Source organism: Streptomyces parvus, from assembly GCF_032121415.1.
GTDB classification, from domain to species: domain Bacteria; phylum Actinomycetota; class Actinomycetes; order Streptomycetales; family Streptomycetaceae; genus Streptomyces; species Streptomyces globisporus_A.
In genome coordinates this window covers 5,898,626-5,910,591 of record NZ_CP135079.1, presented here as the reverse complement: position 1 = coordinate 5,910,591, position 11,966 = coordinate 5,898,626, and the positions used below count along the sequence as shown (strand labels likewise).

Here is an 11,966-nt window from a genome sequence, read left to right as displayed (position 1 = left end):
GTGAAATCCCATGGGGTCTGAAAGGCGTTGTGCGCTGCACATTCTTTTCGTCAGGTAAAGCGTTGACAGGATTCTTCCCGAGGCATAGCGTCTGGTCGTGCTCGGCCGCGCCGATCTGTACGGCGCAACGGTGAATCATTGTTCGCTTTCGGTGAGGGGAGCAGGAGCATGGGTTCGGACGGCGAAATTCTCCAAGAAATCCGTACGGTTCTGGTGGAGCAGTGCGATACAGCACCGGAACGCGCTGCGGGCATCACCTTGGACGACCCGGTCTCCGCCCTGGAACTGGACTCGATCACCATGGCCTACGTCTTCAGCCATTTCGAGCAGAAACACGATCTCACTTTCGAGAACGACGACATCGACCCGATGCGCTACACGACCGTCCGGGAACTCGTCGAAACCCTCTCCGGGCGCATCGCGGAGGCCGGCGCCCGATGACGTCCGACAGCGCGCTGCTGCCTGTCGCCGAAGCCGACGCAACAGCTCCCGACGACACCCTGATGATGGACGTGCTGGCGTCGCAGTACCGGCTCTCCGCAGTGGCCGTGGCCGACCGCCTCGGGCTGTTCGCCGCGCTGGCCGAAGCACCGTCGTCCGCCGCCGCGCTCGCCTCGGACCGCGCACTGCACCCGCACGGCACCGCGGTCCTGCTGAACGCCCTGGCGGCGCAGGGGCTGCTCGTGGTGCACGCCGGCGCGTACCACCCGACCGCGACGGCCCGGTCCTTCCTGCTGCCGGGTACCGCCCGCCACTGGGGCCCGATGCTCGGTCTCGGCTGGGACGAGCGCTGCACCGCCGTCCGGACCCTGGTGACGGAGGGGACGCCGTTCGGCTACCGGGGCAAGGGAATCTGGGACACCCACAACCGCTCCCGCCATCACGGCGAGCTGTTCGCCCGCGCCATGCACGCGCACTCCGCCGGTCCGGCGGCGGCGCTCGCCTCCCGCCTCGAACTCGGCGACTGCACCAGCCTGCTGGAGGTCGGCGGCGGCGTGGGCACCTACTCGCTCGCTCTGGCCGGACGCAATCCGCGGCTGACCGCGCAGGTGCTGGACCTGCCGGTAGTCGAGCGCCTGGCCCTCCGGCTGATCGAGGACTCGGGCCTCACCGGACGCGTACGCCTGCGGGCCGGTGACATGTTCGGCGAACCCTGGCCGGGCGAGCAGGACCGGGTGCTCTTCGCCGACGTACTCAGCGACTGGGACGACGAGGGCTGCCGTACCCTGCTCGGCCGGGCCCGCAAGGCTCTCGCACCCGACGGGCGGCTCCTCATCCACCAGGTACTGCTCGACGACTCCCGGCACGGCTCGGACTCGGCTGCCGGCTACTCGCTGGCGCTGGCCGTGATGACCGGCGGCCGCCTGCGTACCCTGCCCGAACTGGCCTCGCTGCTGGCGCAGTCGGGGTTCGGGGCCTGTGTGACCACGCCCGCCTACGGCCACTACTCGTTGATCACCGTCCGACCCGACTGACCCGCGGGCCGGCCCGGTGATCCGCCGCGACGGAGCCCGGGCCCGCGCCGCCCCACTCCCCGGTGAACCTGGAGCAGACATGGACAACCCGCCCCGTGTGACGGCCATCATCACCAGCCGGGAGCGCTTCTCCTACGCGGAGGAGTCGCTCAGGAGCTTCTACGAGCACACCGAACTCCCCTGCGATGTCGTGTACGTCGACGTCAACTCCCCCCGGGAGCGGTGGGAACGGCTCAAGCGGCTCGGCGACGAGCTGGGCTTCACCGCTATCCGCCTGAACAAGTACGTCTCGCCCAATTGCGCGCGGAACGTGGGATTGCGCTTCGCCGAGAGCGAGTACGTGGTCTTCCTCGACAACGACGTGGACTACACGCCCGGTTGGCTCGAACCACTGGTGGCCTGCGCGGACGAGGAGAAGGCCGCCATGGTCGGCCCGCTCTACCTGCACGGCCCCCTGGACGAGCAGGTGGTCCACATGGCCGGTGGCGACATGGAGTTCTCCGGCGTCTGGGGCACCAGGGAGTTCAAGCAGACGCAGCGACACTTCATGAAGCACATCACCGAGGTGCCGGAGGAGGAGATGCGGCGCCAGCGGTGCGACATCATCGAGTTCCACTGCGCGCTCGTGCGCCGCTCGGTCTTCGAACAGGTCGGCGGGATGGACGAGGGCCTGCTCACCACCCGCGAACACCTGGACTTCAGCCAGCGGGTGCTGGATGCCGGCGGCACGGTCTTCTTCGAGCCGCGGTCGGTGATCACCTATCGGATGCCGCCGCCCTTCGCCCTCACCGACCTGCCCTACTTCATGCTGCGGTGGAGCGACGCCTGGACCGAGGACACCCTGCGACACTTCGCCAACAAGTACGGCATCAGGCCCAGTTACGTCGAGCGCGTCACCAAGAACCGCAAGGGCCGGCAGTGGCTGCTCTTCGAGCAGGTCAAGCAGTACCTGCCCGACGGCCTCGGCGAGCTGGGCACCAAGGTCGTCAAGCGCTCCTTCCAGAAGGTCGAGCCCCTGGTCAACCGCGCGGTGGTGGAGGTGCTGACCTTCCGCGACGAACCGCTGCGCTGGCAGGTCCACCACGGCGCCGCCGACCGCGTCCGCACGAAGGCCCCGGTCTCGTGACCGCCACCGCACCCGTGGTGGTGGTCACCGGCATCCCCGGCAGCGGCAAGTCCACCGTGGGCGCGCTGCTCGCCGAGCGCTTCGACCGCGCCGTCCTGATCGAGGGCGACGTGCTGCGGCGCATGGTGGTCACCGGGCGGGCCGAGATGTCCCCTGAGCGGGAGCCGGAGGCGCTGCTCCAGTACGGGCTGCGACTGCGCCACCTCGCGTTCCTGGCCCGCTCCTACGCGGCCGCGGGCTTCCCGGTGGTCGCCGAGGACAACATCATCGGCACCTATCTGGAGGAGTTCGTCGCCATGCTCGGCGACACCCTCACCGTGCACGTCGTCGTCCTGGCGCCGCGTGCGGAGGTGGCCGGAGGCCGCGACGCGGGCCGCACCCACCACGCGTACGGGGAGGGGGGCTGGGGCGCGGACGCGCTGGACGCGGCCTTCCGGGACGAGACCCCCCGGCTCGGGCACTGGCTCGACACCTCCGACCAGAGCGCGGCGGAGACGGTCGAGGAGATCTGGCACCTGCTGAAGCTGGGCGTGGACCGGTGAACGGCCCCGACTTCCGCGTGCTGCCCGGACCGGGGCGGGCCCGGCTCTGGCAGCAGCGCGTCACCCCCGGCTCGGCGCGCAGCTACGCCTCGCTGCTCAGCCCCGAGGAGCGGCGGCGCGGCGCGGCGATGACGGACGTGGCGCGCGCCCGGTTCACCGTCGCCCGCGGGGTGCTGCGAGGAATGCTGGGCCGCGGGCTGGGACTGCGGCCGGACAGGGTCCCGTTGCGCGTGACCTGCACCCGGTGCGGCGCGGACGATCACGGACCGGTACGGCTGGCGCTGCCCGGCGTGGACCTGTCCCTCTCCCTGGCGCACTCGGGCGGGTTGGCCGCGGTCGCGGTGGCGCACGGCAGGCACGGTGTCGGGGTGGACGTCGAGTCGGGCACGGCCGCCGGTGATCTGCGCATGCTGGCTCGGCGGGTGTTCGCGCCCGCCGAACACGACCGGTGGCACACGCTGCCGGCCGCCCGAGCCCGGCCTGCCCTACTGGCCGCGTGGGCCTGCGGCGAGGCGTACGCCAAGGCGACCGGCCTCGGGCTGGGCACCGCACTGGCCGGCGTCGGCGCGCGGCTGGACGACGACGGACGGCTGGTCGTCGCCGGTCCCCGGGAGGCGGACGGCTGGTCGGTGCGGACCGTACCGGCGCGGCTGTCCGGTTACGCGGCGGCGGTGGCGACCCGGCGCGAGGTCCGGCTGGACGTGGACGGCTTCGGGCGGGCCGGCACGGGACGCGCGAGCGGCAGCCGGGCACGGAACGGACAGACCGCGCCGCAGCGGACGTGACAGCGCCGGACACGGCGGGAGCCGGCACCCGGGCGGGACACCGCACGCAGGACATCGGACACGGGACCGGCATCAGCCGGAGCGGCACCGACCACGGAGAGGAAGAGGCTATGCAGGACGATCGGCGGGGTTCGGCCGCCGGCCGGACGGAAGCGCTGGTGCGCGACCGTCTGGGCGCGCGGATCGGGACCCAGCTCGCCCACGCCCTGGACCGCGGCGAGAAGTTTCACGACGTGGGCATCGACTCCCTGGACGTCGTGGTCGTACTCGCCGCGCTGGAGCGCGACTTCGAGGTCGAGCGCATCACCGACGGAGAGCTGTGGGAGATCGCGGACTCGGTCGACGCACTCGTCCGCTATCTCGACGCCCACGGCCACGCCCCCGCGGAGACAGCGTGAGCACCGCGGGAGCGAGGGCCGCGCGAGCCGCGAGCGTCGGTGTCGCGGAGACCGGAGCCGACGCCGACCGCGCCCCTGTGGTGACCGGGCTCGGGGTGCTGTCCCCGGGCGGCGTGGGCGTCGAGGCCCTCTGGCGCGTCTGCCGGACGGGCGAGGGCGAATTCCGTGAGGTCACCCACTTCGACGTCTCGCGCACCGGTACACGGATCGCCGGCTTCGTGCCGGCGGAGCCCGGTGCGCCCGTCCCCGGCGAGGCGGCCAGACTGCCGTACCTGCTGCACCGCGCCGTCACGGCCGCACTCGCCGACGCGCGGGAACGCACCGGCGTACGCGAGGTGCCGACCGCGCTGGTCCTGGCCTCCACCGACAGCGGCGGCTGCCCCGGCACCGAGGTGTGGCGGGCCTGGTCCGAGGGCGGCAGGAGCCATCCGAACGCCGGCTGGGAACCCTACGGAGCCCCCGTCGTCGACGGCCCCGTCGTCCAGGTCGGCAATGCCAGCGCCGCCGGGGCCACCGCGTCGGGGGTGGCGGCCGATCTGCTGCGGGACGGCGTCGTGGAGCGGGTCGTGGTGTGCGGCGTGGACACCGTCACCGAGACCGCTTTCCACGGGCTCGCCTCGCTGCGGACCCTGAGTCCGCGCGGCTGCCGCCCGTTCAGCACCCGCCGCGCCGGCATCCGGATCTCCGAGTGCGGCGCCGCGATGGTCCTGGAACGGGCCACGGCGGCCACCAACGGCGCCGGCTACGCCCGGTTGCGGGGCTGGGGCAGCAGCAACGAGGCGAGTCAGGCCGCGCGTCCGGACTACGAGGGCGTCACCAAGGCCGTCCGGCGCGCGCTCGCCGACGCCCGCACCGAACCGGGCCTGCTCGACTACGTCAACGCGCACGCGGCCGGTACCCGGCACGGCGACATCGCCGAACTCCGCGCGCTCGACGAGGTGTTGGGCGACCGGTTACCGAAGGTTCCGGTGGTGAGCACCAAGGCCGCCCTGGGCCACTGCCAGGGGGCCGCAGGCACCGTGGAGGCGATCATGACCGTACTCACGCTGGCGCGCGGCGACGTCCTGCCCACTCTGGGCCTGGAGGACCGTGATCCGCGCTGGGACCATCTGAACCTCGGTGACCGCGCGCCGGAGGCACCGCCGTCGGTGGGCATGACGATCTCGTGCGGACTCGGCGGTTCCAACGTGGCGGTGGTGTTCAGCCGTGACTGACTCCCCCGCGACCGGCCTCTTCGTGAGCGGCGGCTCCGTGCCGGGCCCCGCCACGACGCACGTGCGCCTCGCTGGGCTCGCCGTGCGCTCCGAGCCACAGCCCGTTCCCCGACTGCCGCGGAGCGCCGAGGAGTTGCCCCGTATGCCGCTCGCCGTGCGGGACCTGCTGCGCCCCGCTCTGCTGGCCACCGCCGAGGCCGCTGTCGCCGAGGCGGGGCTCTCCCCCGACGAGGTACGGAACATGGGGTGCGTGACCGCGTCCGACGGCGCCACTGCCGCGACCGGTACCTACATAGCCCAGGTACTGGCGGGACCGGGCCCGCGCTGGCTGGCGCCGGAGTGCTTTCTGCACTACTCGCCGCACACGCTCACCGGTGAACTGTGCATCGCCCTGCGGCTCGACGGCTGCGCGGTGACGCTCACCGGCGCCGCCGCCGGCGTCGACGCGCTCGGCTACGCGGCGCTGATGGTGCGTTCCGGGCGCTGCCGCAGCGTGTTGGTGGCCGCCGCGCACTGGCCGCAGCCCGCGACGGTCGACGACGAGTCAGTACCGCTGCTGACCACCGCCGCCGCGATTCTCGGCGGCGGCGGGACGGTCGGCGGCTGGGGCGGGGTGACCGGCTGGCGCCCCGGCGGCGGCCACCCGGCCGTCCGCCGGGACGACACGGCGAGCTCGACGGGCGGCCGGGGCACGGATGTGACCGCACCGTTCGCCGCCCTGGCCGGGTGGCGGTCCTCGCGCCCCGCACGGGCGATGGAGCTGGACTGCGGAGGCTCCCGGCTGACCGCGGTGGCGGGAGAGCGCACATGACCACAGCCGACCGCCGCACCACGTGGGACACCGCCTCGACCGCTCCGCCGGATCTGCTGGAGCTGCTGGAGCGGCGCGCCCGGCAGGACGGCGATCGGGCGGCGCTGGAGCACGCGAGCGCCGTCCTGTCCTGGGGCGCGCTGTACGAGAGTGTCCAGCTCGCCCGACCCGCCTACACGGCACCCACCGGTGGGCGGACCAGAGTCGGCCTGCTCGCCCGCAACCACCCCGGGACCGCGGTCGCGCTGCTCGCGCTGCTGGCCAACGCCGCGGAGGTCGTGCTCTACGACGCCCGCGCCACCGAGGCCGAACGGGACCAGGTCGCCGAGCTGGGCGACCTCGGGCGTTGGTACGACGCTTCAGCCGCCGGCGCACCCGGGGGAGCCGCCGTCCCCTCTCGTCCGGACGCCTCCTGGGGCGACCTCGCCGACCGTGCCGGAGCGCCCGCGTACATCGGGCTGGTCACCTCGGGCACCGGCGGACTGCCCAAGGTGGTGCGCAAGAGCTGGCCGGTCACGCTGGCCAACTCCGCCGACTTCGCCGCGAGCGCCGGATTCACCCGCGAGGACCGGATCCTGTGCACCACACCGCTGCACCACGCGTACGCCTTCGGCGCCGCGCTGCTGCCCGCGCTGCTGACCGGTGCCACCCTGGTGCTGGCCCCCCACCCGCCCGCACCGGCCGCTCTGGCCCGTGCCCTGCGGGAGAGCGGCGCCACCGCGATGCAGAGCGTGCCCTTCCTCTACCGGGCCCTGCTGGAGTGCGACGAGCGGCTGGAGGCATCCGGTCTTCGGCTCTGCCTCTCGGCCGGCGAGCCGCTTCCGCGCGAGCTGGCCCGCGCCTGGCGGGAACGCGTGGGCGTTCCGTTGCGTGACCAGTACGGGGCGACCGAGTTCGGCCAGATCGCCTTCGCCGCGGACGACCCCGACGGACCGATGCGGTTGATGCCCGGCCTCACGGCCCGCCTTTCGGACGAGAACGGCACCTGGCTCACCGACCCCGGCCCGGACACCACCGGCGATATCCACCTGCGCCAGGAGGGGGCCGAGGTCGCCTACTGGGGGCTGCGCGATCTCGGCCCGGCGGCCCTGCGCGAGGGCTGGTTCCGTACCGGTGACACCGGCCGCCTGCCCGGCCCCGGGCTGGTGGAGGTGGAGGGGCGCACCGACCGCCGTATCACGGTGGCCGGCCGCAAGGTCGACCCGGACGAGGTCGAGCGGGCCATCTCCTCGATGGCCGGAGTCAGCGAGTGCCGGGTGAGACCAACGCCCCCGGCGCCGGGACGAACCGGTGACTCCTTCGTCGCCTTCGTCGCGGCCGAGCCGACCGTCACCGAGATCGCACTGCGGCGCCATCTCGCCCGGCTGCTCTCCTCGTACAAGGTGCCCACCCGCTTCCATCTGACCGAGCGGCTGCCCCGGACCGGTTCGGGCAAGGTGCACATGGCCAGGCTGTGGCAGGAGGCGGGCGTATGACGCCGCTGCCCGCGCTCTCGACCGGCCGCTACGCGCTGGTGTTCCCCGGCGCCGGCTCCCATCTGCCGTCCATGGCACGGCGGTTGTGCCGTACGTTCCCGGTGGCGGTCGAGGTGCTGGAGCGCGCGGAGAAGGCCGTGGGGCTCGACCTGGCCCGGCTCTGCCGCGCGGGAACGGCGCGTGAGCTGGCGCCCCCGGAGATCTCCCACCCGGCGGTCGTGGCGACCGCGCTGGCCGGCAGCGCCGCGCTCCGCTCCCACCTGGGCGAGCGGCTGGCCCCGCCCGCCTTCATCGGCGGCCACAGCCTGGGCCACTTCGCGGCGCTTGTCGCGGCCGAGTCGATCGGTTTCGAGGAGTCGCTGGTCCTGGTGGCCCGCCGCGCCCGGCTGATGGCGGAGCAGTCGCGCCGCCGCCCGGCGCTGATGGCCTCGATCAGCGGCGTCGCACCGGCGCGGGTGGCCGAGTGGTGCGCGGACTGCCCGGCCGCCGCGGGAACGGCCGTCACCGGCTGCTTCAACGGGCCGCGGCAGACCGTGGTCTCCGGCGACGAGGCCGCGGTGCGCTGGGTGGCCGCGCGGGCCGCCGAGACGTCCACCGAGGAGGACCACGTGCACATAAGGGAGTTGACCGCCGGGGTGGCCTCCCACTCGCCGCTGATGGACCCGGTGCAGGAAGAACTGGCCCCTGCGCTCGACGCGCTCGGACCGGCCGCGCCGACCGTGCCGGTACTTCTCAACACCACGGGCCGGCCGAGCACGGACCCCGACGAGCTCGGCGCCGACCTGCTGCGGCAGCTCTCCGCCCCGGTGCTCTGGAACGAGGCGATGCGAGCTGTTCTGGACTCCGGTGTGGAGACCGTCGTGGACACCGGGCCGGGGCAGGTGCTGGCGAAGGCCGCCGCACTCCATCCGGCGGCCGTCCCGGTCGCGCTGAACTTCATGCAGCCGCTCGAAAAAGTGGTGCCGCTGCCGTGAAGCCCGACCGACACCACACCTTCCCGACCCCCTCGGCCGCCGTACCGGATCATGCCGCGGTGCCCACAGGGGCCGGCACCTCCCGTGCCATCCCCCGGCGTTCGGCTCTGGTCTTCGGCGGCAGCCGAGGCATCGGACTGGCCACCGCCCGTGCGCTGGCCGAGCAGGGCCACCGGGTGACCGTCGCCTCACGCGGCGGCGGCGCGCCCGAGGGCCTGGGCGGGGTTCGCTGCGACGTGACCGAAACGGCGGACGTGGACCGCGCGTTCGAGACCACCGAGCGGCGTCAGGGACCGGTCGAGATCGTGATCTGCAACGTCGGCGTACGTGAGGACAACCTCCTCCTCCGCTCCGAGACCGCGGCCTTCCAGCGCGTCGTCGACACCAATCTGACCGGCAGCTGGCGCGTCCTGCGACGGGCCGCGCCCGCTCTGGTCGACGGCGGATGGGGCCGGGTGGTGCTGGTCTCCTCGGTCGCCGCCGTGCTCGGCGTGGCGGGACAGGCCAACTACGCGGCTTCCAAGGCCGCCCTGGCCGGGCTGGGCCGGACGGCCGCCCGTGAGCTGGGGCCGCACGGCGTGACCTGCAACGTCGTGCTGCCCGGCTTTGTGCGCACCGCGCTCACCGCGGATGTGCCCGCGCCGCGGCGCGCCCGGATCGTCGACGGCAGCGCGCTGGGCCGGGCCGCCGAACCGGAGGAGGTCGCCGCGGTCATCGCTTTCCTCGCCTCCGAGGCGGCCGGCTATGTGACGGGCGCGGTGGTCCCCGTCGACGGAGGTCTGGCCATGGGCGTATGAGCACCACCGGTCATGTCGACGTCCCCGGACCAGCCAACGGAGCCTCCATGCGGATATTACTCGTGGACAACTACGACTCCTACAGCTACAACCTGCTCCAGCTGATCGCCTCGGTCACCGGGACCGAGCCCGATGTGGTGAGCAACGACGACCCGGTACTGCTGAGCCCCGACCTGGCGGGGTACGACGCGCTGGTCGTCTCACCGGGCCCCGGGCACCCGGGCGTCCCCGGCGACTTCGGGCATCTGACCGGACTGCTGGCGCGGTCCCGGCTGCCGATCCTCGGCGTCTGCCTGGGCCACCAGGGGCTCGCGCTCGCCGGTGAGGCCCGGGTCGAGCGGGCGTGGGAACCGCGCCACGGCTGGCTGAGCCCGGTACGCCACCGGGGGCGGGAGCTGTTCGCCGGCATACCGCAGCATTTCACCGGGGTGCGCTACCACTCGCTGGCCGTCCGCGAACCGCTGCCGCCCGAGCTGGAAGCCACCGCCTGGGCGGAGGACGGGGTGGTGATGGGGCTGCGGCACCGGTCCCTGCCGCGCTGGGGGGTGCAGTTCCACCCGGAATCCGCCTGCACGGAGCACGGCGACCGGCTGATCGCCAACTTCGTGCGGCTCGCCGGCGACCACGCCGCCGCCCACTCCCCGCACACGGCCGTCTCCCGTCCCCGCACGTTCCTCCCGACCGGGCCCGCGCTCCGGACCGGACCCGCGGGCGCGCCCCCCGGGCGCGCCCCCGGCCGCCCCGGGGTGGAGTACCGGCTGCACCACCGCCGTCTCGCGCTGGAGCCGGACACCGAAGCGGTCTTCCGCGATCTCTTCTCCGACACGGCGCACGCCTTCTGGCTCGACAGCTCACGCGCGGAACGCGGCCGGGCGCGCTTCTCCTTCCTCGGCGACGCTTCGGGCCCGCTGGCCGAGACCGTCCGCTACCGCGCCGGTTCCCAGACGGTGGCCGTCACCGGCGCCGACGGCGCCACCACCGAGGTCCGCGGCAGCGTCTTCGACTATCTCCGCGACGAGCTGGAGCGACGCCGCATCCCCTCCTGCGATCTGCCGTTCGACTTCGTCTGCGGCTATGTCGGATATCTCGGTTACGAGTTGCGGGCGGACTGCGGGTCCCCGCTCACCCGCCCCTCGGCGGCCGACGACGCGGGCTGGATCTTCGCCGACCGGCTGGTGGCGGTCGACCACGAGCGCGGCGAGACCCATCTGCTCTGCCTCTCCCGCCCCGACCCCGCCGACACCGCACGGGCGCGACAGTGGCTGGAGCGGACCGGGCACACGCTGCGCGGGCTGCCCCGGCCGGAGGCCGAACCGGTGCCGGTTCGGCCCGCCGACTCCCCTGTCCGGTCCGGCGACCGCGGCGCGGACCGCTATCTCGCCGACGTTCAGGAATGCCTGGCGGAATTGCGGGCCGGGCAGAGCTACGAGGTCTGCCTCACCGACACCCTCGGCCTGTCGGACGACCCGGACGGCCTGGAGGTCCACAGCAGGCTGCGCCGCATCAACCCGGCGCCGTACGGGGCGTATCTGCGGCTGGGCGACGTGGAGGCCGCCTGCTCCTCACCCGAGCGCTTTCTGCGCGTCACCCCCGGCGGCTTCGTGGAGTCCCAGCCCATCAAGGGCACCGCGCCCCGGGAGGACGACCCCGAGGCGGACGTCCGCGCAGCCCGGGCCCTCGCCGAGGACGTCAAGACGCGCGCCGAGAACCTGATGATCGTCGATCTGCTCCGCAACGATCTGGGGCGGGTCTGCGAGGTCGGCAGCGTCCACGTCTCCCGGATGATGCACGTGGAGTCCTATGCCACGGTGCACCAGTTGGTCTCGACGATCCGCGGTCGGCTCAGCCCGGCGGCGGACGCGGTGACCTGCGTACGCGCCTGCTTCCCCGGCGGCTCGATGACCGGGGCGCCCAAGCTGCGCACCATGGAGATCATCGATCGCCTGGAGGGCCGGCCGCGTGGGCTGTACTCCGGTTCCATCGGCTATTTCGGCCTGTCGGGGGGCGCCGATCTGAACATCGTCATCCGCACCGCGGTCCGCAGCGGCGGCCGTTGGAGCGTCGGGGCGGGCGGCGCGATCGTGCTGGACTCCGATCCGTACGCCGAGCTGGACGAAATGCGCCTCAAGGCCCGTGCACCCGTACGGGCCGTACTCGCCGCGACGGCGGCCGGGCCCCGACGGCGCGAGCCCCCGAAGACGGAGGGGTCGTCTGCGCAGGTCCCCCGACAGGCCGAGGCTCCCGGCGCGGGTCCCCCACCGAACGTGTCCGCTCCCGTCCCGGCACACCACCGGATGTGAACCGGCCCGAGGGAGCCGCGGCACCCGTCCGCGCGGACGGTCCCTCACCGCAGTTCCGACAGCACGACA

12 protein-coding genes are annotated in these 11,966 nt (G+C 73.4%); all 12 read left to right on the top strand.

Going from position 1 to position 11,966, the window contains the following annotated elements; genetic code table 11:
• Window positions 1-168 precede the first annotated feature (168 nt).
• The 12 genes from RNL97_RS27600 (at window position 169) to pabB (ending at window position 11,897) form a co-directional block, all read left to right on the top strand.
• The gene (locus tag RNL97_RS27600; protein WP_078652023.1) at window positions 169-441 is read left to right on the top strand and encodes an acyl carrier protein; all 273 of its coding nucleotides are present in this window, start codon (window positions 169-171) and stop codon (window positions 439-441) included.
• Complete coding sequence (locus RNL97_RS27595) at window positions 438-1,475, top strand: methyltransferase (RefSeq protein ID WP_243315734.1); 1,038 nt, start codon at window positions 438-440, stop codon at window positions 1,473-1,475. The genes RNL97_RS27600 and RNL97_RS27595 overlap by 4 nt, the downstream gene beginning before the upstream one ends.
• Before the next feature lie 79 nt (window positions 1,476-1,554).
• Window positions 1,555-2,601 carry a glycosyltransferase family 2 protein gene (locus RNL97_RS27590; RefSeq protein WP_243315733.1) on the top strand — a complete coding sequence of 349 codons (1,047 nt, stop codon included), beginning with the start codon at window positions 1,555-1,557 and terminating at the stop codon, window positions 2,599-2,601.
• Window positions 2,598-3,143 carry an AAA family ATPase gene (locus tag RNL97_RS27585; RefSeq protein ID WP_032765525.1) on the top strand — a complete coding sequence of 182 codons (546 nt, stop codon included), beginning with the start codon at window positions 2,598-2,600 and terminating at the stop codon, window positions 3,141-3,143. Before RNL97_RS27590 ends, RNL97_RS27585 begins: the two co-directional genes overlap by 4 nt.
• A complete protein-coding gene (locus tag RNL97_RS27580) occupies window positions 3,140-3,928 on the top strand; it encodes a 4'-phosphopantetheinyl transferase family protein (protein WP_050500043.1) in 789 nt (262 codons plus the stop codon). The genes RNL97_RS27585 and RNL97_RS27580 overlap by 4 nt, the downstream gene beginning before the upstream one ends.
• Window positions 3,929-4,038: 110 nt before the next feature.
• Window positions 4,039-4,326: an acyl carrier protein gene (locus RNL97_RS27575; protein WP_158709126.1), complete on the top strand. Its 288-nt coding sequence runs from the start codon at window positions 4,039-4,041 to the stop codon at window positions 4,324-4,326.
• On the top strand, window positions 4,323-5,540 hold the full coding sequence (locus RNL97_RS27570; protein ID WP_050500044.1) for a beta-ketoacyl synthase N-terminal-like domain-containing protein: 1,218 nt from the start codon (window positions 4,323-4,325) through the stop codon (window positions 5,538-5,540). The genes RNL97_RS27575 and RNL97_RS27570 overlap by 4 nt, the downstream gene beginning before the upstream one ends.
• Entirely contained in the window at window positions 5,533-6,351 is an 819-nt protein-coding gene (locus RNL97_RS27565) for a beta-ketoacyl-[acyl-carrier-protein] synthase family protein (RefSeq protein ID WP_313751324.1), read from the top strand. The genes RNL97_RS27570 and RNL97_RS27565 overlap by 8 nt, the downstream gene beginning before the upstream one ends.
• Window positions 6,348-7,826, top strand: a complete 1,479-nt coding sequence (locus tag RNL97_RS27560; RefSeq protein WP_313751323.1) for a class I adenylate-forming enzyme family protein — start codon at window positions 6,348-6,350, stop codon at window positions 7,824-7,826. The genes RNL97_RS27565 and RNL97_RS27560 overlap by 4 nt, the downstream gene beginning before the upstream one ends.
• Window positions 7,823-8,800, top strand: a complete 978-nt coding sequence (locus tag RNL97_RS27555; protein WP_313751322.1) for an ACP S-malonyltransferase — start codon at window positions 7,823-7,825, stop codon at window positions 8,798-8,800. The genes RNL97_RS27560 and RNL97_RS27555 overlap by 4 nt, the downstream gene beginning before the upstream one ends.
• Window positions 8,801-8,859: 59 nt before the next feature.
• Complete coding sequence (locus tag RNL97_RS27550) at window positions 8,860-9,597, top strand: SDR family oxidoreductase (protein ID WP_234313399.1); 738 nt, start codon at window positions 8,860-8,862, stop codon at window positions 9,595-9,597.
• 47 nt (window positions 9,598-9,644) lie between these two features.
• Complete coding sequence (gene pabB, locus RNL97_RS27545; protein ID WP_078652025.1) at window positions 9,645-11,897, top strand: aminodeoxychorismate synthase component I; 2,253 nt, start codon at window positions 9,645-9,647, stop codon at window positions 11,895-11,897.
• The last annotated feature ends 69 nt before the right edge of the window (window positions 11,898-11,966 follow it).